At 68.1% G+C, this 23,842-nt stretch carries 25 protein-coding genes and 1 tRNA gene; 12 read left to right on the top strand and 14 right to left on the bottom strand.

Translation table 11 applies throughout. The features are described from left to right. Positions 1 to 97 precede the first annotated feature (97 nt). The 4 genes from N8A90_RS07085 to N8A90_RS07070 all read left to right on the top strand — a co-directional run bounded on the left by N8A90_RS07085 (position 98) and on the right by N8A90_RS07070 (position 4,812). On the top strand, positions 98 to 1,861 hold the full coding sequence (locus N8A90_RS07085; protein ID WP_262073965.1) for a M14 family zinc carboxypeptidase: 1,764 nt from the start codon (positions 98 to 100) through the stop codon (positions 1,859 to 1,861). Next, positions 1,858 to 3,822 carry an ABC-F family ATP-binding cassette domain-containing protein gene (locus N8A90_RS07080; RefSeq protein WP_262073964.1) on the top strand — a complete coding sequence of 655 codons (1,965 nt, stop codon included), beginning with the start codon at positions 1,858 to 1,860 and terminating at the stop codon, positions 3,820 to 3,822. Before N8A90_RS07085 ends, N8A90_RS07080 begins: the two co-directional genes overlap by 4 nt. 30 nt (positions 3,823 to 3,852) lie before the next feature. After that, on the top strand, positions 3,853 to 4,428 hold the full coding sequence (locus N8A90_RS07075; protein ID WP_262073963.1) for a hypothetical protein: 576 nt from the start codon (positions 3,853 to 3,855) through the stop codon (positions 4,426 to 4,428). 153 nt (positions 4,429 to 4,581) lie between these two features. Continuing rightward, positions 4,582 to 4,812 carry a hypothetical protein gene (locus N8A90_RS07070; RefSeq protein WP_262073962.1) on the top strand — a complete coding sequence of 77 codons (231 nt, stop codon included), beginning with the start codon at positions 4,582 to 4,584 and terminating at the stop codon, positions 4,810 to 4,812. An 82-nt stretch (positions 4,813 to 4,894) separates the two neighbouring features. Here the strand turns inward: N8A90_RS07070 and N8A90_RS07065 are convergent, their stop codons facing one another. The 6 genes from N8A90_RS07065 to tolB form a co-directional block, all read right to left on the bottom strand. Continuing rightward, positions 4,895 to 5,314 (bottom strand): BLUF domain-containing protein, encoded by a 420-nt coding sequence (locus N8A90_RS07065; RefSeq protein ID WP_262073961.1) that lies wholly within the window; start codon positions 5,312 to 5,314, stop codon positions 4,895 to 4,897. Between the two features lie 291 nt (positions 5,315 to 5,605). Beyond that, positions 5,606 to 5,681: transfer RNA gene (locus tag N8A90_RS07060), tRNA-Lys, on the bottom strand. Positions 5,682 to 5,745: 64 nt separating this feature from the next. After that, positions 5,746 to 6,558: a tRNA threonylcarbamoyladenosine dehydratase gene (locus N8A90_RS07055; RefSeq protein ID WP_262073960.1), complete on the bottom strand. Its 813-nt coding sequence runs from the start codon at positions 6,556 to 6,558 to the stop codon at positions 5,746 to 5,748. 18 nt (positions 6,559 to 6,576) lie between these two features. Further along, positions 6,577 to 7,329 carry a tol-pal system protein YbgF gene (gene ybgF, locus N8A90_RS07050; RefSeq protein WP_262073959.1) on the bottom strand — a complete coding sequence of 251 codons (753 nt, stop codon included), beginning with the start codon at positions 7,327 to 7,329 and terminating at the stop codon, positions 6,577 to 6,579. Next, positions 7,329 to 7,847, bottom strand: coding sequence for a peptidoglycan-associated lipoprotein Pal (gene pal / locus N8A90_RS07045; RefSeq protein WP_262073958.1), 519 nt, complete (start codon positions 7,845 to 7,847; stop codon positions 7,329 to 7,331). Before pal ends, ybgF begins: the two co-directional genes overlap by 1 nt. Positions 7,848 to 7,871: 24 nt before the next feature. Then, positions 7,872 to 9,113, bottom strand: coding sequence for a Tol-Pal system beta propeller repeat protein TolB (tolB, locus tag N8A90_RS07040; protein ID WP_262073957.1), 1,242 nt, complete (start codon positions 9,111 to 9,113; stop codon positions 7,872 to 7,874). 239 nt (positions 9,114 to 9,352) lie between these two features. Between tolB and msbA the strand changes: the two genes are divergently transcribed. Further along, a complete protein-coding gene (gene msbA, locus N8A90_RS07035) occupies positions 9,353 to 11,137 on the top strand; it encodes a lipid A export permease/ATP-binding protein MsbA (protein ID WP_262073956.1) in 1,785 nt (594 codons plus the stop codon). Between the two features lie 116 nt (positions 11,138 to 11,253). Here msbA and rng read toward each other — a convergent pair whose 3' ends face one another. The 8 genes from rng to N8A90_RS06995 are packed head-to-tail and all read right to left on the bottom strand — an operon-like array spanning position 11,254 to position 18,095. After that, positions 11,254 to 12,780, bottom strand: coding sequence for a ribonuclease G (gene rng, locus N8A90_RS07030; RefSeq protein WP_262073955.1), 1,527 nt, complete (start codon positions 12,778 to 12,780; stop codon positions 11,254 to 11,256). A 14-nt stretch (positions 12,781 to 12,794) separates the two neighbouring features. Then, the gene (locus N8A90_RS07025) at positions 12,795 to 13,400 is read right to left on the bottom strand and encodes a Maf family protein (RefSeq protein WP_262073954.1); all 606 of its coding nucleotides are present in this window, start codon (positions 13,398 to 13,400) and stop codon (positions 12,795 to 12,797) included. Further along, on the bottom strand, positions 13,397 to 13,864 hold the full coding sequence (rlmH, locus tag N8A90_RS07020; RefSeq protein WP_262073953.1) for a 23S rRNA (pseudouridine(1915)-N(3))-methyltransferase RlmH: 468 nt from the start codon (positions 13,862 to 13,864) through the stop codon (positions 13,397 to 13,399). The genes N8A90_RS07025 and rlmH overlap by 4 nt, the downstream gene beginning before the upstream one ends. Further along, entirely contained in the window at positions 13,861 to 14,550 is a 690-nt protein-coding gene (gene rsfS / locus N8A90_RS07015; protein ID WP_262073952.1) for a ribosome silencing factor, read from the bottom strand. Before rsfS ends, rlmH begins: the two co-directional genes overlap by 4 nt. Continuing rightward, on the bottom strand, positions 14,550 to 15,179 hold the full coding sequence (gene nadD / locus N8A90_RS07010) for a nicotinate (nicotinamide) nucleotide adenylyltransferase (RefSeq protein WP_262073951.1): 630 nt from the start codon (positions 15,177 to 15,179) through the stop codon (positions 14,550 to 14,552). The genes rsfS and nadD overlap by 1 nt, the downstream gene beginning before the upstream one ends. Continuing rightward, entirely contained in the window at positions 15,170 to 16,087 is a 918-nt protein-coding gene (hemF, locus tag N8A90_RS07005) for an oxygen-dependent coproporphyrinogen oxidase (protein ID WP_410087641.1), read from the bottom strand. The genes nadD and hemF overlap by 10 nt, the downstream gene beginning before the upstream one ends. Beyond that, positions 16,084 to 17,373: a phosphoribosylamine--glycine ligase gene (gene purD, locus N8A90_RS07000; protein ID WP_262073949.1), complete on the bottom strand. Its 1,290-nt coding sequence runs from the start codon at positions 17,371 to 17,373 to the stop codon at positions 16,084 to 16,086. Before purD ends, hemF begins: the two co-directional genes overlap by 4 nt. Next, positions 17,370 to 18,095 carry a YebC/PmpR family DNA-binding transcriptional regulator gene (locus tag N8A90_RS06995; RefSeq protein WP_262073948.1) on the bottom strand — a complete coding sequence of 242 codons (726 nt, stop codon included), beginning with the start codon at positions 18,093 to 18,095 and terminating at the stop codon, positions 17,370 to 17,372. Before N8A90_RS06995 ends, purD begins: the two co-directional genes overlap by 4 nt. Before the next feature lie 117 nt (positions 18,096 to 18,212). Here N8A90_RS06995 and N8A90_RS06990 point away from each other — a divergent pair, with 117 nt between their 5' ends. From N8A90_RS06990 to N8A90_RS06960, 7 genes are read left to right on the top strand one after another with little or no spacing between them, the layout of a single operon-like run. Further along, positions 18,213 to 18,983 (top strand): class I SAM-dependent methyltransferase, encoded by a 771-nt coding sequence (locus N8A90_RS06990; RefSeq protein ID WP_262073947.1) that lies wholly within the window; start codon positions 18,213 to 18,215, stop codon positions 18,981 to 18,983. Continuing rightward, a complete protein-coding gene (locus N8A90_RS06985) occupies positions 18,980 to 20,320 on the top strand; it encodes an NAD(P)/FAD-dependent oxidoreductase (protein WP_262073946.1) in 1,341 nt (446 codons plus the stop codon). The genes N8A90_RS06990 and N8A90_RS06985 overlap by 4 nt, the downstream gene beginning before the upstream one ends. Beyond that, a complete protein-coding gene (locus N8A90_RS06980; RefSeq protein ID WP_262073945.1) occupies positions 20,317 to 21,348 on the top strand; it encodes a hypothetical protein in 1,032 nt (343 codons plus the stop codon). The genes N8A90_RS06985 and N8A90_RS06980 overlap by 4 nt, the downstream gene beginning before the upstream one ends. Positions 21,349 to 21,364: 16 nt before the next feature. Next, entirely contained in the window at positions 21,365 to 22,162 is a 798-nt protein-coding gene (locus N8A90_RS06975) for a lysophospholipid acyltransferase family protein (protein ID WP_262073944.1), read from the top strand. Next, positions 22,129 to 22,905 carry a glycosyltransferase family 2 protein gene (locus N8A90_RS06970; protein ID WP_262073943.1) on the top strand — a complete coding sequence of 259 codons (777 nt, stop codon included), beginning with the start codon at positions 22,129 to 22,131 and terminating at the stop codon, positions 22,903 to 22,905. Before N8A90_RS06975 ends, N8A90_RS06970 begins: the two co-directional genes overlap by 34 nt. Continuing rightward, on the top strand, positions 22,902 to 23,606 hold the full coding sequence (locus N8A90_RS06965; RefSeq protein WP_262073942.1) for a phosphatase PAP2 family protein: 705 nt from the start codon (positions 22,902 to 22,904) through the stop codon (positions 23,604 to 23,606). The genes N8A90_RS06970 and N8A90_RS06965 overlap by 4 nt, the downstream gene beginning before the upstream one ends. Next, positions 23,603 to 23,842 (top strand): acyl carrier protein, encoded by a 240-nt coding sequence (locus N8A90_RS06960; protein ID WP_262073941.1) that lies wholly within the window; start codon positions 23,603 to 23,605, stop codon positions 23,840 to 23,842. Before N8A90_RS06965 ends, N8A90_RS06960 begins: the two co-directional genes overlap by 4 nt.

Genomic DNA, 23,842 nt, shown 5'->3' with positions numbered 1-23,842 from the left:
TTGGCATGCGACTTGCGCGCTGTGCGCGCACGCGCGGCTGAACCTGCTGGGCGACTGGCTGCGCGACCGCCTCGATCCGCTCGGAAAGGTGTGACGGATGACGCTGCTGGACAAGAAATTGCCGCGTACGCTCGATGCGTGGGTGACCGAACTCCTGAACGGGGGCGCCAGCGATTCGCCCATCGAGACCTGGCTCTTCGAGGGCGCGACGGCCCGGCGCACCGCCGAAGCGCGACTCACCGCCGCTGGCATTCATGCGCGCTTTCGCAGCGCCTACAAGCCGCTGATTCATCACTTCGAGGAAGAGGTCGACATCGACGGGCTCGCGAGCGTCACGGTGCGCTATCCGGTGCATCCGAAAGCATCGCCGCGTCGCTTCGCATTGGAAACCTATCCGCTTGCCGACCTGCTGGCCGGCGTTGCGCTGCAGCTCGAGGCGAAGCCCGAATCGGACGCCATGCCGCGTTACGATGTCGAGCTGCGCTGGCGCAACGGAAAGCACCGCATCGACAGCGTCTTCGCGCCGAACCGCTTCCACGACGACCTGCTTGGCAATGCGATGCTGTCGCCCTGCGGCTGGTTCGACGGTGCGCCGCGCAGCACCGACTTCGAAGCGGTCTTCCAGCTTGCGATGCACACCCTGCACCACCACGACTGGCCGAAGACCGAGCCGTATTTCGAGCGGATCGACATCCGCATCGACCTGCCGGATTCGCCGCGCCCGCCCGGCGGCGCCTGGATCGACCTGCATGAGGCCATGCACGAAGACCTGTATTTTTCGCTGCTCGAAACCTTCCAGCAACGCAGCGGACGACCGCCGGGGGACCGGCGGCTGCAGCCGGGGCAGATCGTGCCGGACGTTCGGGCGAGCATCGACGGGAGCGTGTCGGTGCGGATCGGGCTGCGTGCGTATCCCCCGCCGGCTGCCGACACCGAATCGCCGGAGAACATCGACACCACACCACTCGCCCATGTGACCTCACCCTTGTCGTCCGCGCGCGTCGCACGCGAGATGGCGGCGATCGGCGGTGTGCGTTTCGAAGCGCTCAGCCGGCAAGGCCGACGCGTGCTGGGCGTTCATCACGTTGCGGGCCAGCCCGTTCCGGCCGTGATCGTCAGCGGCGGCCAGCATGCCAACGAAACCTCCGGCGTCGTCGGCGCACTGCGTGCGGCGCACACGCTGGCGGCGCGCGAAGACGCCAACTTCGCGCTCATCGCGCTGGAGAACCCCGACGGCTACGCCCTGCGCCACGAACTCTGCGCCCACGGCCCGGCGCAGCGCGAGCACATGCAGCACGCCGCGCGCTACACCGCGCTCGGCGACGACCTCGAATACCGGGAGCAGCCGCCGTTCTACGAGCGCGAGGCGCGTCACCAGGCGCTGGCGTTGTCCGGTGCGACGTTGCACGTCAACCTGCACGGCTACCCGGCGCACGAATGGACGCGACCGCTGAGCGGCTACATCCCGCGCGGTTTCGACCTCTGGACGGTGCCGAAAGGCTTTTTCCTGATCCTGCGTCACCTGCCCGGCTGGGCCGATCAGGCGCGGCAGCTTGCCGAACATGTCTGCCGGCGCCTCGCCGAAAGGGCCGATCTCATGGCTTTCAACGCGGCGCAGCTCGCCACTTACAATAGGCATGCTGGCGAGCTTCCTTTCGAAGTCATCCACGGCACGGCCTGCACCATCAGCGAGGTCGACCGCCCCGGACCCGCCCTGACCCTGATCACCGAGTTTCCCGACGAGACTGTCCACGGTGATCCTTTCATCCTGGCCCACGACACGCAGACCGCCACGGTCCTGGCTGCGGTCGAAGCCTTGAATCTCCTTGCGCCAATAGCGTCGATACCGCCGAGCCCATGATCACTCTCAAGAACGTCGTCCTGCGCCGCAGCGCCAAGCTGTTGCTCGACGGCGCCAACGCCACCATCAACCCCGGCGAGCGGGTCGGCCTGGTGGGCCGCAACGGCGCCGGCAAGTCGACGCTGTTCGCGCTGTTCAACCGCACGCTGCACGAAGACGGGGGCGACTTTTTCCTGCCCAAGCAATGGCGCATGTCGCAGGTGGCGCAGGACATGCCCGAAACCGACGAAGGCGCGTCCGACTTCGTGGTCGGCGGCGACACCCGGCTGGTCGAATTGCGCGAGGCGCTTGCCAAGATCGAGGCCGCGTACACCGAGAACCCCGACGATGCCGACCTCGGGATGGCGCTGGCCCATGCCTACACCGACCTCGCCGATGCGGGCGAGCACGACGCCGCACCCCGCGCGCAGGCGCTGATCCTCGGCCTGGGCTTCAAGAGCCACGAGCTCGACGCGCCGGTCAGCAGCTTCTCCGGCGGCTGGCGCATGCGCCTGCAACTGGCGCGCGCGCTGATGTGCCCGAGCGACCTGCTGCTGCTCGACGAACCCACCAACCACTTGGACCTGGACGCACTCGTCTGGCTCGAAGCCTGGCTGCAGAAGTACGAAGGCACGATGATCGTCATCAGCCATGACCGCGAATTCCTCGACGCCGTCACCAACGTCACACTGCACGTCGCCAACGCCCAGCTCACGCGCTACGGCGGCAACTACAGCAAGTTCGAAGAGATGCGCGCGCTGCAGATGGAGCAGCAACAGGCCGCCTTCGGCAAGCAGCAGGACAAGATCGCCCACCTGCAGAAGTTCATCGACCGCTTCAAGGCCAAGGCCAGCAAGGCCAAGCAGGCGCAGAGCCGCGTGAAGGCGCTCGAGCGCATGGAAAAGGTCGCGCCGCTGCTGGCCGAAGCCGACTTCACCTTCGAGTTCAAGGAGCCGGGCAACATCCCGAACCCGATGCTGTCGATCACCCAGGCGAGCTTCGGCTACATGGTCGACGACGTGCCCAAGACCATCCTGACCAACGTGAGCAGGTCGGTGCAGGCAGGCCAGCGCATCGGCATCCTGGGCGCCAACGGCCAGGGCAAGTCGACGCTGGTGAAGACCATCGCCCGCGAAATGGGCGCGCTGGCCGGCACCGTGACCGAAGGCAAGGGCCTGAACATCGGCTACTTCGCCCAGCAGGAACTCGACGTGCTGCGCCCGCTGGACAATCCGCTGGAGCACATGGTGCGCATGGCGCGCGAACTGGGTGCTTCTGCCAAGGAGCCGACCGGCGAGCAGGCGCTGCGCGGCTTTCTCGGCAGCTTCAACTTCAACGGCGACATGGTCAAGCAGCCGGTCGGCACCATGAGCGGCGGCGAGAAGGCGCGGCTGGTGCTGGCCATGATGGTCTGGCAGCGCCCCAATCTGCTGCTGCTGGACGAGCCCACCAACCACCTGGACCTTGCCACCCGCGAAGCCCTGGCCGTCGCCCTGAACGAGTTCGAAGGCACGCTGATGCTGGTGAGCCACGACCGCGCCCTGCTCCGCTCCGTCTGCGACGAGTTCTGGATGGTCGGCCGCGGCGGCGTGACCGACTTCGACGGCGATCTCGACGACTACCAGCGCTACCTGCTCGAAGAGGCCAAGCGCCTGCGCGAAGAGGCCAAGGAAGCCGTGCGCAAGGCCAGCGAACCCGTCGCTGCACCCGCACCGGCCGTGGCCAAGCAGGACGCGGCCCAGAGCCGCCAGCAGCGCAGCGAACAAGCCAAGCCCCTCAAGCGCGAGATCGCGCAGATCGACGAGCGCCTGGCCGAGGCCGGCACGGCGAAAGCCGCCATCGAGGCCCGGCTGGCGCAGTCGCTGCCCGCCGCCGAGATCGCCGAAGCCGGCAAGCGTCTGAAGGCGCTCAACGAGGAAATCGACAAGCTCGAGGAACGCTGGATGACGGTTTCGGGTCAACTGGAGGCCCTGACCGCCTGACATCGCCGCCCGACAGGAGTACCCCGCCCCATGCCGTCTGCCATCGAACTTGCCCAGGGCGACCCGGCGCTGATCGCCGCGGTGCGGCGCAGCCGCAAACTCGTCGCGCGAAAGGCACTGCTGGCGGCCGCCGCCAGCGCGGTGCCCCTGCCGGGCATCGACTGGGCAGCCGATGCGGCGCTGCTGTCGCGGCTGATCCCCCAGATCAGCGCCGAGTTCGGCTTGTCCGTCACGCAGGTCGAAACGATGGCGCCGCAGCAGCGCGAGCGCATCCAGAAAGCCGCCACCACCCTGGGCGCGCTGTTGGTGGGTCGCCTGGTCACGCGCGACCTGCTGATGGCGCTCGCCAAGCATGCCGGCCTGCGGCTCACCACCAAGCAGGCCACGAAGTACGTGCCGGTGGCCGGCCAGATCGTCTCCGCCGGACTGGGCTACGCCGCGTTGCGGGCACTCGGCGAGCAGCACATCAAGGACTGCGTGAAAGTGGCCCGCGCAGTTCAGTTCGCCTTGCCGTCAACGCCCGACAAGAAGCAAATCGGCAGCGACAACCCTGAAGCCAAAAGACCTCAATTCTGGAAGCGCCTCGGATTTCCTCATCCAAAGTAATGCAATGGCGCTCATTGGCATTCGGCCAATGACGGGTTTTGTACATCTTGCATGACGAAATTGTCCACCGATTAATTCCTCCCGTGCTACCCTGTCACCGATGCCGCCTCGGCGGCCAAGACGACAGAGGACAAGAATTGGCGGAGGAAACGGATGAACGATGCAGACCTTGCCGCCTCCATCGAGCGGCTGATGGCCCGGGTCGACTATTACTTGCATTGCGAATTGGACGAGGAATACGACCATGACCGGCCGGATTCCGCACGCAAGCAATTGGAAGTCGCCCTCCGAGAGGAACTGCTTCGCGCGAGCGCCATCGGCCTCGTGAGCTCCATCGCGTCGACCACTCGCACGGGCTTCGGCGGCGCAGACCTGGTGGCCTGAGCCCCCTCTTCCCACCACCCCATCAGATCGCACTGAAGGCGCCCAGACCAAGCGCCTCGGCGACCTCGTCGCACAGGACCGTTCAAAGGAGTTTCCACCCTGGAGCGCGCACCAGTGCTCGGAGCATCGGCGCGGCGGTGCCGGGGTCCACGGCGTGGAGGTCGAGTCGGGCCTCAGGAGAGAAACTTCGGAAGATGGCGCGCGTGTTGTCGTTCCAATCCAGAAGCGCCATCGACCACTCAGGAAATGCTCGCCTTGAGATGGCGCGTCGCTCGAGTAGTGCCACACCCTGATGGCGACTGTCGGCATGAATACGCTTGAACAAGGCGTCTACTGCGCTTTCTTCGCCTTCCAGATACTGCATATAGACGCCATCGAGGTAGCAGAGCACCCCGGTCACTTCAAGTTCGGAATTGGCGCGGCGGGACCATTCGAGAATGGCGGGCAAATCCTGGGCGGATTGGTTCTGGCTTCGGCTGGCGTAGACAAGGCGTATGAGCATCCGACATGCTACCTGCGCAGCGCCGCCGCCTCCCCTCCGCGACGATCGAAAACTGAATCAGGTACAGATGGCCGAAGCGTTTGTCTAGAACTCTCTGGCAGTAGTTGATTGCAACATTTCCAGCGACGCCTATGAACACTGTGCACACCTAAAACACGGGCGTTCGCAGAATACCGGCAACCTCGTCCATTGAATGCCTCGCTGCCTTCATCGGCGCCGACATAGAACGACCATAGAAAAAGCCTGCCATCGTTTCCGAAGCAGGCTTTCAAGCATTTACGCGGTGTTGGGTGGTGGGACGTGCGGGGGTCGAACCCACGACAAACGGATTAAAAGTCCGCTGCTCTACCAACTGAGCTAACGTCCCGGATCGATCTTGTTGTCGATGTTCCTAGGCTTTGCCGGCGTGTCGACGCCGGCAAAGCCCACGATTATAGCGTGGCGCGAACGGCGATCTTGTCGAGAATCCAGCCGGCGGCGCATTGTCCGAAGGTGGCCGTCACGCTCACCACCGAGCCGTAGCCGTGGCAGTTGAGCGATCCGTCGCCTTCGATGGCGCAGGAAGCGTCCGGGGGCGCGACGCTCTCGCGGCTGAAGACGCAGGCCACGCCCATCTTCTTGCCGTCGCGCGGGGCGCCGTGCAGCTTGCGCAGCCGGTTGCGCACCTGCGCCAGCAAAGGGTCGTGCGTGGTGAGTGCGAGGTCGTCGATTTCGACCTTGTGCGCCAGGCGCTTGCCGCCCGCCGCGCCGACGGTGATGAAGGGAATGCGTGTAGCCCGTGCCCAGGCGGCCATGGTCACCTTGGCGCGGACTTGGTCGCAGGCGTCGATGACGGCGGTGAGCGGTCCGTTCGCGCCTTCGGCTGCGGCCACCTGCCCGAGCCAGTTGTCAGGCTCGACGAAGTCGTCGATGGCCAGCACCTGGCAACCAGGGTTGATCTGCGCGATCCGCTCGCGCATCGCCTCGACCTTGGCCTGGCCGACGGTCGATTCGAGCGCGTGGATCTGGCGGTTGATGTTGGATTCGGCGATGTGGTCGAGGTCGACCAGCGTGAGTCGCCCCACCCCGCTGCGGGCCAGGGCCTCGACGGCCCAGGAGCCGACGCCGCCGATGCCCGCGACCAGCACATGGGCACCGCGGATGCCTTGCGCACCCGCCACGCCGTAAAGACGTTCGAGCCCGCCGAAGCGGCGTGCCAGGTCGGGCTCGGGAACGGAGACCGGCGCAAGCGCCGCGGCGTCCATGGGCGTAGCGCCTCGCGTTTACTTCAGGCGCGAGAGCCGCTCGCGGCCTGCCTGCGCAGCCTCGGACTGCGGATAGGCCTTGGTCAGGTCTTCCAGCGTGCGGCGAGCCGCGCGCGTGTCCTTGAGTTCGATCTGGCAGTTCGCGATCGACAGCACCGCCTCGGGTGCTTTCGCATGATCGGGAGCCAGCGACAGCATAGACCGGAAATTGGCGATCGCTTCGTTGTAGTTGCGTGTCGCGTACTGGGCATTGCCCAGCCAGAACAGCGCCGACGGCGCATAGCCGCTCTGCGGATAGCGCTTCACGAATTCGGCGAAGGCGGTCTGCGCCTGCGCGAACTGGCCGCCGCGGAACACGCCGAGCGCCGCATCGAAGTCGGCCTTCTCGCGCGGATCGGCGGTGAACTCGCGACCATCGACCGACACCTTGGCCGGCTCGTTCTTCTTGAGCCGGTCGTCGATGTCGGTCTGGCGTTGCTGCAGTTCGGAGACAGTGCGGGCGAGTTGCTCGTTCTGCCCCGTCATGCGCTGCATGTCGCCGCGCATCGTGTCGAGCTGGTTCTGCAGGTCGAGCAGGCTGCGGCGCAGTTGGCCGTTCTCGTCGGTCAGCCGCTGTTCCGTCTGTGTGCGCATCGCCTCGACGCGCTGGCGCAACTCGAGGATGGCGCGGCGCGCCTCGTCATCCTCGAACAGCGCCGCGTTGGCGCCGACCGACGTGCAGACAAGCAGCGCTGCGAGCGCCGCGTGGCGCAAATCGAATGCGCGGCTCATCAACGGTAGGTGATCTCGGCGCGGCGGTTCTGCGCCCAGACGGATTCACCGCTGCCCGTGACAGCCGGCTTTTCCTTGCCGAAGCTCACGGCTTCGACCTGGTTGTCGCTGATGCCCAGCAGGTTGAGCGCGCGGCGAACGGCTTCCGAACGCTTCTGGCCGAGGGCCAGGTTGTACTCGCGGCCGCCGCGCTCGTCGGTGTGGCCTTCGATCGAGATGCGGCGCTGCGGGTTGGCCTTCAGGAAGCGGGCGTGGCCGTCGATGAGCGACTGGTACTCGGGCTTCAGGGTGTAGCTGTCGTAGTCGAAGTACACGATGCGTGCAACGCCGACGGGACCTTGTGCCGTCGCGGCATTCGGGTCGATGGTGACGGGTGCCACGCCGCTGGCTGCGCCGCTGCTGCCCTGGCCGGCGCCGCCCGAACGGTCCACCACAGGGGTGTCGTTCAGCTTGGTACCGGACGAGCAACCGGCAATCAGGGCCACGATGGCCAGCGAATAAATCGTGCGTTTCAACATTAAATACTCCTCAAGAAAATCTAATCATTGCTTCTGGAACGGACCCCAGTCCGGTTCCCGGATATCTCCGGCCTGCCCGGCCAACCGCGCCTTGATCTTGCCGTCGAGCGTAGTGGTCATCAGTGCTTCGCGCCCTCCGAGCTGCGTGGCATAGACGATCAGCTTGCTGTTGGGGGCAAAACTGGGGTTTTCGTCGGCCGTGGTGTCGGTGATCGCGGTCACATTGCCGGTCGCCAACTCCATCACGTGCAGTTTGAAGGCACCCCCCACGCGGGAAATGTAGGCCAACCACCGGCCGTCCCCGCTGACAGAAGGTGAAATGTTGTAAGAGCCGCTGAAGGTGACGCGCGTCGGCGAGCCACCGTTGGCGCCCATCTTGTAGATCTGCGGCGCACCGCCGCGGTCGCTCACGAAGTAGATCGTGCTGCCGTCGGCCGAGTAGGTGGGCTCGGTGTCGATGCTGCTGCTCTGCGTGAGCCGGCGCGGCTCGCCGCCGGCCGCGGAGATGGTGTAGAGCTGCGAGCCGCCGTCGCGGCTGAGCGTGACGGCCAGCGAGTTGCCGTCGGGCGCCCAGGCCGGCGCGCTGTTGGAGCCGCGGAAGTTCGCCAGCAGCCGGCGTTGCCCACTGGAGACGTTGTGCACGTAGACCACCGGCTTGCGCGACTCGAAGGACACGTAGGCCAACTGCGAGCCGTTGGACGACCAAGTGGGCGAGATGATGGGCTCGGGGCTGGCGAGCGCAGCCTGCGCGTTCTCGCCGTCGGCATCGGCCACCCACAGGTTGTAGCGGCTACCCGCCTTGGTGACGTACGTGATGCGGGTCGAGAAGATGCCCTTCTCGCCGGTCAGCTTTTCGTAGACGTAGTCGGCGATGCGGTGCGATGCGAGCCGCAGGTCGCCCTGGGGCACGGTGTAGCTCTGGCCGCCCAGGTCCTGCCCGCGCACCACGTCCCACAGACGGAAGCGCACGTCGAAGCGGCTATCGGCCAGCTTGGTGACGCTGCCCACCACGAGCGAATCGGCGGTGCGCTGGCGCCACAGCGTGAGGTCGGGCCGCGAGGCCTCGTCGAGGGCCTGCCCGGAGGCATCGACGCCGCGGAACTGGCCGCTGCGCTCGAGGTCGGCCTGGACGATCGCCGAAATCTTCTGTGGGGAGGCGTCCTGGCCCTTGAACGGCACCAGTGCGATCGGCAATTGCGTCAGGCCCACACCCGACACCTCGACCCGGAATTGGGCAAGCGCGGGAACCAGGGGGGAGGCAGCCATGGCCGCGACGAGCGCGCGGCGGGCGTTGAACGATGAAGAAGAAGGCAAAGGAAATGCTGACAACGGCTTTTTCATGCAGTTCGGAGAGTTTCGCGGCGACAAAGTTTCACGGATCGATCACTGGTGTCGGCAACCCGTGATGGTACACATTGCCCAACCGCAATTCATGACGGAAGCCAAATACATCAGCGTGGTCCTACAAAGAAGAGGTGAAACACCCACCCGTAGAATCCGCCGCCATGCAGCCTTCCCCCTCCGGCGACACCGCGCGGCCTCCCCTCACGCGCCGCCTCGCCCGACTGATGTCCTGGTTCGGTGGCTCGCTGCGGTGGTGGTCGCTCGCCATCGGCGCGGCCCTGATCGCAGCCCTGACCGAACCGCTGATGCCTGCGCTGCTGAAGCCCCTGCTCGACCGGGGATTCACCCGCGGCCAGCTCGCGCTGTGGATGGTGCCGGCCGCCATCATCCTGCTGTTCGCGGTGCGCGGGCTGGCGCAGTTCGTCTCGCAGTACGCGCTCGCGCGCATTGCCAACGAAGGCATGCAGCGCCTGCGGCGCGTGCTCTTCCAGCGACTGCTCGCGGCCGAACTCACCCTGTTCTCCCGGCAGTCGGCCAGCACCCTGTCGAACACCATCGTCTACGAGGTGCAGACCGGGTCGATGCTGCTGGTGCAGGCGCTGCTCGGCCTCACGCGCGACGGCTTCACGCTGGTCGCCCTGCTCTTCTACCTCGTCTATCTCAACTGGAAGCTCACGCTGATCGTCGGCGTGCTGGTGCCCGGTGTGGCGTGGATCATGAAGGTGCTTTCCAAGCGGCTCTACCACCTCACGCGCCTGGGCCAGACCGCCACCGACGACCTGGCCTATGTCGTCGAAGAGAACGTGCTGGCGCACCGCATGGTGCGGCTGCACGGCGCCGAGGCCGGCCAGACCGATCGCTTCGACCGGCTCAGCCAGACCCTCAACCGCCTCGCGGTGAAGTCGACCATCGCCTCCGCCGCGATGACGCCGCTCACCCAGCTGCTGGCCGCCGTCGCGCTGTCGGTGGTGGTGATGATCGCGCTGTGGCAGAGCAGCGAGCAGGGCCTGACGGTCGGCAGCTTCGTGGCCTACATCACCGCGATGCTCATGTTGATCGCGCCGATCCGCCGGCTGGCCGACATGGCCAACCCGATCACCCGCGGGCTGGCGGCGCTGGAGCGCGGCGTGGCGCTGATCGACGACGTGGCGTCGGAGGCGCAAGGCGGCTTCTCGCTGCCGCGCGCCGAAGGCCGCATCGAACTGCGCGAGGTCGAGGTGCGCTACCGCGGCGACGACGAGGCGCCCGCGCTCGATCGCGTCAGCCTTTCGATCGCGCCGGGCGAGGTGGTCGCCTTCGTCGGCCCCTCGGGCTCCGGCAAGACCACGCTGGTCAACCTGCTGCCGCGCTTCGTGCTGCCCACGGCGGGCCAGGTGTCGGTCGATGGCCGCGCGGTGAGCGACTGGCAGCTGGCCAGCCTGCGCAGCCAGTTCGCGATGGTCAGCCAGGACGTGGTGATGCTCAACGACACGCTCGCCGCCAATGTCGCGCTGGGCGCCGAGATCGATCGCGAGCGCGTGCTGGCCTGCGTGGCCGCGGCCAATCTGTCGGAGCACGTCAAGGGCCTGCCGCAGGGCATCGACACCGTGCTCGGCCACAACGCGACCCAGCTGTCGGGTGGGCAGCGCCAGCGGCTGGCCATCGCGCGTGCGCTGTACAAGGACGCGCCGGTGCTGCTGCTCGACGAGGCCACCTCGGCGCTCGACACCGAATCCGAACGGCTGGTGCAGGATGCCCTTCAGCGCCTGATGCAGGGCCGCACCACGCTGATCGTGGCCCACCGCCTGTCGACCATCCAGCATGCCGACCGCATCGTCGTGATGGAGCGCGGCCGCATCGCGGAACAGGGGAGCCATGCGCAACTGATGGCACTCGACGGACTCTATGCACGGCTGCAGACGCGGGCTGTCAGCACGGCGGCACCGGGCCAGCCCCCTACCCTCTGATTCGGCGCCTGGCGCCATGTCTGTTCGCGAAACACCGCGGAACCGGCTTCGCCGGGCCGCTGGTGTTGCCCCTTGAGGGGAAGGCGGCTACACGAAGTGAGCCGACATCGGGGTGGTCATAACAAAACGATGTCGAACTGACCCTGCCCCATGGCCGGCTCCGACTGCAGCGAGATCGGCTTGCCGATGAAGTCGCTCAGGCCGGCCAGGTGCTGGCTTTCTTCGTCGAGCAGCAGCTCGATGACTTGCGGGGCCGCGACGATGCGGAATTCGCGCGGCGTGAACTGGCGCGCCTCGCGCAGGATCTCGCGCATCACGTCGTAGGCTGCGGTGCGCGCGGTCTTCACGATGCCCTGCCCGCCGCAGGCCGCGCACGGCTCGCACAGCATGTGGGCCAGCGATTCGCGGGTGCGCTTGCGTGTCATCTCGACCAGCCCCAGCGGCGAGAAGGCCCCCGCGCTGGTCTTGACCCGGTCGCGCGCCAGTTGCTTGCGAAACTCGGCCAGCACCTGCTCGCGGTGGTCGTCGCGCGCCATGTCGATGAAGTCGACGATGACGATGCCGCCCAGGTTGCGCAGCCGCAATTGCCGCGCGATGGCCTGCGCGGCTTCGAGGTTGGTCTTGAAGATGGTGTCGTCGAAGTTGCGGGCGCCGACGAAGCCGCCGGTGTTCACGTCGACGGTGGTGAGCGCCTCGGTCTGGTCGACCACCAGGTAGCCGCCGGACTTGAGGTCGACGCGCCGGCCCAGCGCCTTGGCGATCTCCTCGTCGATCGAGTACAGGTCGAAGATCGGCCGCTCGCCCTTGTAGTGCTGCAGCTTGCCCGCCGCCTGCGGCATGAACTCGAGGCCGAACTTGAGCAGCACGTCGAACTGCTCGCGCGAATCGATGCGGATGGTCTGCGTCTCTTCGCTGGTCATGTCGCGCAGCACGCGCTGCAGCAGGCTCAGGTCCTGGTGCAGCAGCGACATCGGCGGCAGCCGCGTCGACATGTCGCGGATGCGCGACCAGGTCTTGCGCAGGTAGGCGATGTCCTCGGCCAGTTCGGCGTCGGCGGAATCCTCGCCGTTGGTGCGCAGGATGAAGCCGCCGGTGTTGGCCGGCACCGTGCCGCCGCTGTCGGCGGCCGCGGCGGCATCGATCAGCGTCTGCATGCGCTTGCGCAGGCTCTCGCGCTGGTCGAGCGGGATCTTCTGCGACACGCCCACGTGGTTGTCCTGCGGCAGGAAGACCAGCAGACGGCCGGCGATGCTGATCTGCGTCGACAGCCGCGCCCCCTTGGTGCCGATCGGGTCCTTGATCACCTGCACCAGCAGCGACTGGCCCTCGAACACCTGCTTCTCGATCGGCACGATCGCACTGCCGTTGCGATGGTCCCGGTCCGGCGCCTGCGTGGCGGGACGCGAGCCCGGCGTGAACGGCGCGACGATGTCGGCCACGTGCAGGAAGGCCGTGCGCTCCAGGCCGATGTCGATGAAGGCCGACTGCATGCCGGGCAGCACGCGCGACACCTTGCCGAGGTACACGTTGCCGACCAGGCCGCGCTCGAGCGTGCGTTCAACGTGGAGCTCCTGTACGGCCCCATGCTCGACCAGCGCGACCCGGGTCTCCTGCGGCGACCAGTTGATCAGGATGTCTTGCATGGGTTGTCTTTTGCCTAAAGCTTCCAACCGGCCTGCCGCAGCAGCGTGGCCGTCTCGAACAACGGGAGACCCATGATGCCCGAATAGGAGCCGGCGATGTGTTCGACGAAGGCCGCGGCCGCGCCCTGGATGCCGTAGGCGCCCGCCTTGCCGAGCGGTTCGCCGCTGGCGGCGTAGCGGGCGATCTGCGTGCGGGTCATCGGCGCGAAACGCACGCGCGACACGCTCAGGGCCGCGTACCGGCGACGGCCCTGCTGCACGGCCACGGCCGTCAGCACGCGGTGCGTGCGGCCAGCGAGCTGCGCCAGCATGCGCTCGGCGTCGCGCGCGTCCTCGGGCTTGCCGAGGATCGTGCGGCCGAAGGCCACCGTCGTATCCGCGCAGAGGATGGGCGCAGCGGGCAACTTCAACCGGCGATGCCGCGCCACCGCCGCGTCGAGCTTGAGGCCGGTCACACGCTGCACATAGGCCGCTGGCGACTCGCCGGGCAGCACGACCTCGAGGGCTTCCGCATCCTCGTCGGGCGCGGCCAGCAGCCGTTCATGCCGCACGCCCAACTGCCCCAGCAACTGGGCGCGGCGCGGGCTCTGAGAGGCGAGATAAAGAAACAGGTCGCTCATTCGCGGTGGTACGGATGGCCGGCATTGACCGACCAGGCGCGGTAGAGCTGCTCGACCAGCAGCACGCGCGCCATGGCGTGCGGCAACGTGAGGTCGGACAGGCGGATGCGTTCATGTGCGGCGGCCTTGAAGGCCGGGTCGAGCCCGTCGGGCCCACCGATGACCAGCGCCACGTCGTCGCCTTCGAGCTGCCAGGTCTGCAGCCGACTGGCCAGCGCCTTGGTGGTCAGTGCGGTGCCGCGCTCGTCGAGCGCCACGATGCGCATGCCCTTGGCGATGGCGGCCTCGATGCGCTCGCGCTCGGCGGCATACAGCGTGTCGAGCGTCTTCGAGCCGCGCGGCTCGGTCTTGACGGCCCGCAACTCGAGCTTGAGTTCGGGCGGGAAGCGCTTGGCGTAGTCGTCCCAGGCGGTCTGTGCCCAGTCGGGCATGCGTTGCCCGACCGCGACCACCAGCAGCTTCATTGGCTGCGCGGAGCGGCGCTCTTGCGCGCGGGCGCCTTCTTGGCGGCGGCCTTCTTGACGGGTGCGCCGATCTTCTTGACCGGGATCTTCTTGACGGGGGCTGCGCCCGAGGCGCTGGTCTTGCGCACGGGCGCGCGGGACGTCTTCCGGGCGGCCGGCTTGGCCTTCAGCTTCTCGGCCTTGGCTTCCTGCTCGGCTGCGCGGATGGCGGTCTTGGCGGCGCTCGCGCGGCGCAGCGACGTGACCGGCTTCTCCGCCTTGTCGGCCTTCTTCTCCTTCGGCGTGCTGCTGTCGGCGCTCACCGCCGCGGGCTTGGCCGCACCGAGCTTGAGCCGCACCGGCTTGTCGCCCCAGATCTCTTCGAGGTGGTAGTACTGGCGGATCGCCGGCTGCATGATGTGCGCGACCGCGGCGCCGCAGTCCACGATGATCCACTCGCCGTTGTCCTCGCCCTCGATGCGCGGCTTGGGAAAGCCGGCCTCGCGCACCGCGTCGCGCACGCTGGAGGCGAGCGCCTTGGTCTGGCGGTTCGACGTGCCCGACGCGACGATCACGCGCTCGAACAGCGGCGAGAGATGCTCGGTATCGAAAACCTGGATGTCCTGCGCCTTGACGTCTTCGAGCCCGTCGACGATGGCTCGCTGGAGTTTCTGGGTGTCTTTCTTGGCGGCGGCTTCAGTGGTCATCAGGCGGAGGCGTAGAGGTGGTGTTGGTCAATATAGCGCGCAACGGCAGGAGGAACCAGCGCAGCGATTTCCTCCCCGCGGGCAACGCGGGCACGGATATCGGTCGCACTGGTGTCCACCGGGGGAAGTTCGAGCGTCTCGAAGCGCGCGCCGGCCGGCAGGCCGGGCAGCGTCCGCGGATCGAAGCGGGTCGCCGATCCGTCGGAGCGGGCGGATTCTAACCGCTCAGCTATGGAAACAATAGCAATGGCCAGGATATCCTGCCAACCGTGCCAGGTCGGCAGGGCCGCCGCCTGGTCGCTGCCCATGATGAGCACCGGCTGCGCCTGCGGAAATTCGCGCTGGAGCTCGCGCAGCGTGTCGAGCGTGTAGGTCGGGCCGGCGCGCCGCACCTCGCGCGGGTCGACCACCACGCGCGCCATGCCGCCGAAGGCCAGTTCGGCCATCGCCAGCCGGTCGGCCGCCGGGCTGAGCGTGCGCACCTTGTGCCAGGCGTCGCCGGTCGGGAAGATGCGCAGCTCGTCCAGCTGCAACTGCGCCAGCGCCGCCTCGACCAGCGCGACGTGCGTGCGGTGCGGCGGGTCGAAGGCACCGCCGAAGACGCCCAGCCGCACAGGGGTCAGAGCCATTCGCGGCGCACGATGAAGTCGCTGTACAGCGCCGCCTCGGGCGTGCCGGGCGCGGGCACCTGCTGGTAGGCCCAGCTCGCCTGCGGCGGCATCGACAGCAGGATCGATTCGGTGCGCCCGCCCGATTGCAGGCCGAAGTGCGTGCCGCGGTCCCACACCAGGTTGAACTCGACGTAGCGGCCGCGCCGGTACAGCTGGAAGGCGCGCTCGCGCTCGCCATAGGGCGTGTCGCGCCGGCGCTCGACGATGGGCAGATAGGCCGGCAGGAAGCCGTCGCCCACCGCGCGCAGCATCGCGAAGCTGTCGTCGAAGCCCAGTTCGGAGAAATCGTCGAAGAAGACGCCGCCGATGCCGCGCTGCTCGTTGCGGTGCTTGAGGAAGAAGTACGCGTCGCACCAGGTCTTGAAGCGCGGGTACTTGTCGTCGCCGAAGGGCGCCAGCGCGTCGCGGCAGGTGCGGTGGAAGTGCACCGCATCGTCCTCGAAGCCGTAGATCGGCGTGAGGTCCATGCCGCCGCCGAACCAGCAGACCGGCGCGCCGCCTTCGGGCAGCGCCGCGATCATGCGCACGTTCATGTGGACGGTCGGCACGTAGGGATTGCGCGGGTGGAACACCAGCGACACGCCCATGGCCTCGAAGGGCGCGCCGGCCAGCTCGGGCCGATGCTGCGTGGCCGAGGGCGGCAGCTTCGGCCCGCGCACCTGCGAGAAGCCGCAGCCCGCGCGCTCGAACAGCGCGCCGCCTTCCAGAATGCAGGTGAGGCCGCTGCCCTGCAGCGCCTCGCCCGGTTCTTTCTGCCAGGCGTCGCGCACCGCCGTGCCACCATCGGCCGCCTCGACGGCGGCCATGATGCGCAGCTGCAGGCCGCGCAGGTAGTCGCCGACGACGGCCGGGTCGACCTGCATCAACCGTTGCGCGCGTGCAGCGCGCGGTAGCCGATGTCCTTGCGGTACTGCACGCCGTCGAAGCGCACCTGCGCCGCGACCTCGTAGGCGCGCTGCTGCGCCAGCTTCACGCTGTCGGCCAGCACGGTCACGCACAGCACGCGGCCACCACTGGTCTTGAGTTCACCGTCGTCGAGCGTGGTGCCCGCGTGGAACACCATCGCGTCGGGCGCCTCGGCCGGGATGCCGGCGATGCGATCGCCCTTGCGCGGCGATTCGGGATAGCCGTGCGCCGCCAGCACCACGCCCAGCGCCACGCGCCGGTCCCACTGCAGCTCGACCTGATCGAGCGTGCCGTCGGTGGCGTGCCAGAACACCTCGAACAGGTCCGACTTGAGCCGCATCATGATCGGCTGGGTCTCGGGGTCGCCCATGCGGCAGTTGAATTCGAGCGTCCTGGGCTGGCCGGACGCGTCGATCATCAGGCCGGCGTACAGGAAGCCGGTGAACGGGATGCCGTCCTTCTCCATGCCTCGGATGGTCGGCAGGATGATCTCGCGCATCGCCTTGGCGTGCACCTCGGCCGTGACCACCGGCGCCGGCGAATACGCGCCCATGCCACCGGTGTTGGGGCCTTCGTCGTTGTCGAGCAGGCGCTTGTGGTCCTGGCTGGTGGCCAGGGCCGCGACGTTCTTGCCGTCGCACATGACGATGAAGCTGGCCTCCTCGCCCTGCAGGAACTCCTCGATGACCACGCGCGCGCCGCCCGCGTTGTGGGCCACGCCGAACTTGTTGTCCACCAGCATGAAGTCGATGGCGTCGTGCGCTTCCTGCGCCGTCATCGCCACCACCACGCCCTTGCCAGCCGCCAGGCCGTCGGCCTTGACGACGATCGGCGCGCCCTTGGCGTCGACGTAGGCATGGGCCGCCGCCGCGTCGGTGAAGGCCTCGTACTCGGCCGTCGGGATCTTGTGGCGCTTCATGAAGGCCTTGGAGAAGGCCTTGGAGCTCTCGAGCTGCGCGGCGGCCTGCGTCGGACCGAAGATGCGCAGGCCGTGCGCGCGGAACTCGTCGACCACGCCGGCCGCCAGCGGGCCTTCGGGGCCGACCACCGTCAGCACGATCTTTTCCTTCTGCGCCCATTCGCGCAGCGCCACCGGGTCGGTGATGTCGACGTTCTCGAAACGCCGGTCGGTCGCCGTACCGCCGTTGCCAGGCGCCACGTAGAGCTTGGAGACGCGCTCCGACTGCGACAGGCGCCACGCCAGGGCGTGTTCGCGGCCGCCGCCGCCGATCACCAATGTCTTCATTCGGAGATCACCGCGTTGTGAAAGACGTCCTGCACGTCGTCGAGGTCCTCGAGGATGTCCAGCAGCTTCTGCATCTTCGCGCCCTCCTCGCCCGACAGCTCGATGGTGTTCTCGGCACGCATCGTGACCTCGGCCATGTCCGGCTTCAGGCCCGCGGCCTCGAGGGCGTTCTTCACGGCCTCGAAGTCGGCGACGGCGGTGAGCACCTCGATGGCACCGTCCTCGTCGGTCACCACGTCCTCGGCACCGGCCTCGAGCGCGACTTCCATCACCTTGTCTTCGTCCGTGCCCGGCGCGAAGACGAACTGCCCGCAATGCTTGAACTGGAAGGCCACCGAGCCTTCGGTGCCCATGTTGCCGCCGTGCTTGGAAAAGGCGTGGCGCACCTCGGCCACGGTGCGCACCCGGTTGTCGGTCATGGTGTCGACGATGATCGCCGCGCCGCCGATTCCGTACCCTTCGTAACGAATCTCTTCGTAATTGACGCCTTCGAGGTTGCCGGTGGCCTTGTCGATGTTGCGCTTGACCGTGTCGATCGGCAGGTTGACCGCCTTGGCCTTCTCGACCGCCAGCCGCAGCCGCGGGTTGGTGCCCAGGTCGCCGCCGCCGGCACGCGCGGCCACGGTGATCTCACGGATGGCACGGGTCCAGAGCTTGCCGCGCTTCTCGTCCTGCCGACCCTTCCTGTGCTGAATGTTTGCCCATTTGCTGTGTCCGGCCATGGCTTTTTTCTCTCGCTGTCGTGTGTTGTCAGAGCAGTGGAGAGTTTACTGTCCGGCGCACACAACGCCGGGCCGGATGAGCGCGGGGGCGCGCACGCTTTTGGGGATAATCCGCCGATGACGCCCCTGCCCTCGACCGCCCCTGCCGATCCGGCCCTGCTGCCACCCCATGCGCCGCTGCCGCTCTACTACGGGAACGAGGACGAACACCAGGCCTTCCTGCGCCGCATCTTCGACGACACGGCCCCCGATTACGACCGCATCGAGCGCGTGCTCGCCTTCGGCTCCGGCCCCTGGTACCGCCGCAGCGCCTTGCAGCGCGCCGGCCTGCGCACGGGTGCCGAGGTGCTCGATGTCGGCATCGGCACCGGCCTGGTGGCACGCGAGGCGCTGCGCCTCGTCGGCCCGGCCGGCCGCCTGGTCGGCGTCGATCCGAGCGCCGGGATGATGAAGGAGATCGACCTGCCCGGCGTCGAGCTGGTCCAGGGCAAGGCCGAGGCCCTGCCGCGACCCGCCGCCAGCAGCGATTTCGTGAGCATGGGCTATGCGCTGCGCCACATCAGCGATGTCGGCGCCGCCTTCGGCGAATTCCATCGCGTGCTGCGTCCGGGCGGCCGGCTGCTGGTGCTCGAGATCAGCAAGCCGCGCGGCCGCATCGGCACGGCGCTGCTCAAGGCCTACATGCGCGCCGTGGTGCCGCTCATCGCCCGCTTCATCGGCCAGCGCAGCGACACGGCCGAGCTGTGGCGCTACTACTGGGACACGATCGAGGCCTGCATCCCGCCCGAGCAGGTGATGCAGGCGCTGCGAGACGCCGGCTTCGGCGACGTGCGCCGGCATGTCGAGCTGGGCGTCTTCTCCGAATACACCGCCGTCAAGACCGCATGAACCCGACCGCCAGCGCACCTATCGAGAACTGCGATGTCCTCATCATCGGCGGCGGCCCGGCCGGTGCCACCGCCGCGGCGCTGCTCGCACGCCAGGGTCGGCAGGTCGTGGTGCTGGAGAAGGCGCACCACCCCCGTTTCCACATCGGCGAATCGCTGCTGCCGGCCAACGTGGCGCTGTTCGACAAGCTGGGGGTGCGCGACCAGATCGAGCGCATCGGCATGCCCAAGTGGGGCGTCGAGTTCGTCTCGCCCGACCACGACCACGTGGCCCGGCTCGAATTCGCCGAAGCCTGGGACAAGACCATGCCCTATGCCTGGCAGGTGCGCCGCTCGGAGATGGACGAGATCCTCTTTCGCAACGCGGCCGCGCAGGGCGCGACGACGATCGAGGGCGCCCGCGTGCGCGACGTGCAGTTCGACACCGACGGCGCCACGGTCCAGGCCACGCTCGACGACGGCGCCGCGCGCACCTGGCGCGCCCGCTTCGTCATCGACGCCTCCGGCCGCGACACCTTCCTGGGCAACAAGTTCAAGGCCAAGCAGAAGAACCCCCGGCACAACAGCGCGGCCCTCTTCGGCCACTTCGCCAACGCCCGGCGCGGCGAAGGCAAGCTCGAAGGCAACATCACGATCTTCTGGTTCGAGCACGGCTGGTTCTGGTACATCCCGCTGGCCGACGGCACCACCAGCGTGGGCGCGGTGTGCTGGCCCCACTACCTCAAGTCGCGCACCAAGCCGCTCGCCGACTTCTTCGCGGACACGATCGCCCTGTGCCCGGAGCTCGGCGAGCGCCTGAAGGACGCGACGCTGGTCGACGACGCCGTGTACGCCACCGGCAACTACGCCTACACCAGCACCCACTGCAGCGGCGAGCGCTACCTGATGCTGGGCGACGCCTTCAGCTTCATCGACCCGGTGTTCTCCTCGGGCGTGTACCTGGCGATGCACAGTGCCTTCGAGGGCGCCGAGGTGGTCGCCGCCACGCTCGACCAGCCGCAGCGTGCCGTCGCGGCGCGCCGGCGCTTCGAGCGGTACATGCGCAAGGGACCGCGCGAGTTCTCGTGGTTCATCTTCCGCGTGACGAACCCGACCATGCGCGAGTTCTTCATGTACCCGCAGAATCCGTTGCGGGTGAAGGAGGCGCTGATGTCGCTGCTGGCCGGCGACGTGCACGGCAAGACGCCCATCTGGGGCTCGCTGCGGGTGCTCAAGGGCATCTACTACGCCGTCTCGGCTGGCCATCCGCGCCGCACCTGGGACGCCTGGCGCCGGCGACACCGCAACATCCGTGAGCTCGGCCCCTTGGCCGGCGAGAACATCCAGGAGGTGAAATGAGCGCTCGTGAACTGCTGAAGGTCCCCCCGCTGCGCGTCGAGCGGCTCACCCTGTCCCAGGGGCTGGCCATGGCCGACGGCGGCCACTCGCCCTTCGGCGGCCTGGGCTACGGCACGCCCGACGACCTGGCCTGGATGCCGACGGTGAACGCCCAGGTGCTGTCCGAGGGCGGGCCGATGGCGGACGTCTGGCAGGCCAGCGGCGAGATCCGCTCCGGCACCACCGGCGTGGCGCGCTGGCGCACCGACGGCCACTGGGTGCTGGGCGCCATCGACCTCGACGAGGCGGTCGAGCAGCAAGGCGTCGCCAGGCTCGCCGAGCGCGCTTATGCCGACCTGTTCCGCGCGCTGGCCGACAGCGGCTGCCCGCACCTGCTGCGCATCTGGAACTACCTGCCGCAGATCAACGGCGATGGCGGCGGGCTCGAGCGCTACCGCCAGTTCAACATGGGCCGCCAGCAGGCCTTCATCGATGCCGGGCAGGCCGCTTTCGACGGTGCGCCGGCCGCCTGCGCGCTGGGCATCCGCCAGGGTTCGCTGTGCATCCGCTTCCTGGCCGGGCAGATCGCGCCGCTGCCGGTCGAGAACCCGCGGCAGGTCTCGGCCTACCGCTACCCGGACACCTACGGCCCGCGCTCGCCGACCTTCTCGCGCGCTGCGCTGGCCGAGCTCGGCGGCGACGACGTGGCGCTCTTCATCTCCGGCACCGCCAGCATCATCGGCCACGAGACGGTGCACCTGGGCGACGTGCGGGCGCAGACGGCGGAAACGCTGCGCAACCTCACGGCCGTGATCGAGGCGGCGAACGCACGCACCAGCGCCCGCTTCGCCCTGCCGAAGCTCGAAGCCGTGGTGTACGTGCGCCACGTGGCCGACGCCCTGGTGGTCCGCCAGGTGCTGGTCGACGCACTCGGCGCCGACGCGCCCACGGTGCGCCAGGCGGTCTACCTCGAGGCCGACATCTGCCGGCAGGACCTGCTGGTCGAGATCGAGGCGCACGCCGTGGCGTCCGGCGCCATCCACGCATGACCGAAGGCCTCGCACGATGAAGACGCTGCTGCGCCGAGGCCTGTCGATCGCCCTCGCGCCGCCGCTCTACGCCCTGCTGCTCGGCCTCGGCCTGGTATCGCTCGCCTGGAACCTCGTCGCCATGCTGCTGTACCCGGTGCTGCCCCCGGACATCGCCCGGCCGCTCGGCCGCCGCGTGATCGCCGGCGCCTACCGCCTGTTCTGGGGCGTGGCCTCGGTCACCGGCATGATGCGCATCGACGCGCGCTGCCTCGACGCGCTGCGCGACGAGCGCGGCCTGATCATCGTGGCCAACCATCCGACCATGCTCGACGCGCTGCTGCTGGTGGCGCGGCTGCCGCGCAGCGCCTGCATCATGAAGGCCGGGCTGATGAAGAACGTGTTCCTCGGCGCGGGCGCGCGCCTGGCGCACTACATCCGCAACGACGCGGCCCACACCATGGTGCGGCTTGCGGTGCAGGACCTGCGGCGCGGCGGTCAGCTGGTGATCTTCCCCGAGGGCACGCGCACGGTGACGCCGCCGCTCAACGCCTTCCGCCCGGGCGTGACGCTGATCGCCAAGCTGGCGCAGGCACCGATCCAGACCGTCTTCATCGACACCGACTCACCGTACCTCGGCAAGGGCTGGCCGCTGTGGCGCGTGCCGCCGCTGCCGCTGGTCTTCACGCTGCGCCTGGGCGAGCGCTTCGCACCGGTGCCGAACAGCGCCGCCCTGCTGCAGCAGATCGAGCTCTACTTTCGCCACGCCATGACACAGAGCGCCACCGAGGCGCCGACCGAATGCCAGAACCTTCGCGCACCCATCTCGTCCTGATTCCCAGCTACAACACGGGCGAACGCCTTTTCTCCACCGTGGCGGCGGCACGCGCCCAGTGGAACCCGGTCTGGGTGGTGATCGACGGCAGCACCGACGGTACCGGCGAACGGCTGCAGCAGCTCGCGGCCGCCGACCCCGGCCTGCGCGTGTGGCAACTGCCGCAGAACCAGGGCAAGGGCGCCGCCGTGCTGCGCGGGCTGGAAGCGGCGCGCGAGGCCGGCTTCACCCATGCGCTCGCGATGGATTCCGACGGCCAGCACCCGGCCGAGCTCATCCCCGCCTTCATGCAGGCCTCGCTGGCCCGGCCCGACACCCTGGTGCTCGGCCGCCCGATCTTCGACGCCAGCGCGCCACGGGCGCGGGTGTGGGGGCGCAAGCTCTCCAACGGCTGGACCCACATCGAGACGCTCTGGGCCGGCGTCGGCGACTCGCTCTACGGTTTTCGCATCTACCCGGTGAACGCGCTGATCGACGTCATGCGCAGCCAGCCCTGGATGCGCCGATTCGACTTCGACACCGAAGCGGTGGTGCGGCTGGTCTGGAACGGCGTCAAGCCGATCAACGTCGATGCGCCGGTGAAGTACCTCAGCGCGGCCGAAGGCGGCGTTTCGCACTTCAACTACGTGCGCGACAACCTGCTGCTGTCGTGGATGCACGCGCGCCTGATGGGCGAGTTCCTGCTGCGTCTGCCGTCGCTGGTCATGAAACGACTGCGTGGGCTGCCGCCCTTCCAGCCTTGACGCCCCCACCGCCCCTCTCGCCCTGGACCGCCGAGATCGGCTTTCGCATGCGCAGGCTGCTGTGGCTGAAGGCGCTCGGCACCACGGCGGTCACCTCGGCCTTCTTCATCGGCTACTTCTATGTGCTGCGCAACCCGGTCTTTCCGGTCGTCGTGATGCCGGAAATGGCGCTCGACCGCTGGATCGGCTTCCATCCCGAGGCGCTGTTCATCTACCTGAGCCTGTGGTTCTACATCGGCGTCGGACCGGGCCTGCAGCGCGGCTTCTGGGAGCTCGTGGTCTACGGCCTCTGGCTCGCCGCCATGAGCCTCACCGGGCTCCTTCTGTTCTACCTCTGGCCGACCGCCGTGCCGCCGCTGGGCTTCGATGCGTCGGGCTACCCGGGCTTCGCGCTGCTGCAGGGCGTGGACGCGGCAGGCAACGCCTGCCCGTCACTGCACGTGGCCACCGCGATGTTCACCGCCATCCGGGTCGAGCAGGTGCTGCGCGACGCCTTCGTGCCACGCTGGCTGCGCGTCGGCAACGCGCTGTGGTTCATCGCCATCGCCTGGTCGACCCTGGCCATCAAGCAGCATGTGGCGCTCGACGCACTGGCCGGCGCCGCCCTCGGCATCGCCTTCGCGCTGCCCTCGATGCGCTGGAGGCCCGAAACGCTGCAGCTATCATCGACCACGACTCGCAGAGCGGAAAACACACCATGAGTTCGTTGAAGGAATTGCAGGATCTGATCCAGGAGAAATACGGCATCCCGTCGTCCGAACTCGACCCGAATGCGTCGATGCGCGAGAAGGGCCTCGACTCGCTGGCCCTGGCCGAATTCATCTTCGAAATCGAGGACAAGTTCGGCATCGAAGTCCCCGACGACAACCCGAACATCGACACGCTGGCCGAACTCGCGGCGCTGGTCGACAAGACGCGCGCCGCCAAGGTCGCCTGA

The sequence above is a fragment of the Variovorax sp. N23 genome, from assembly GCF_025486315.1.
GTDB lineage: Bacteria > Pseudomonadota > Gammaproteobacteria > Burkholderiales > Burkholderiaceae_C > Variovorax.
Note: the sequence above shows the minus strand (reverse complement) of the source record. Positions and strands in the feature narration are given on the sequence as shown.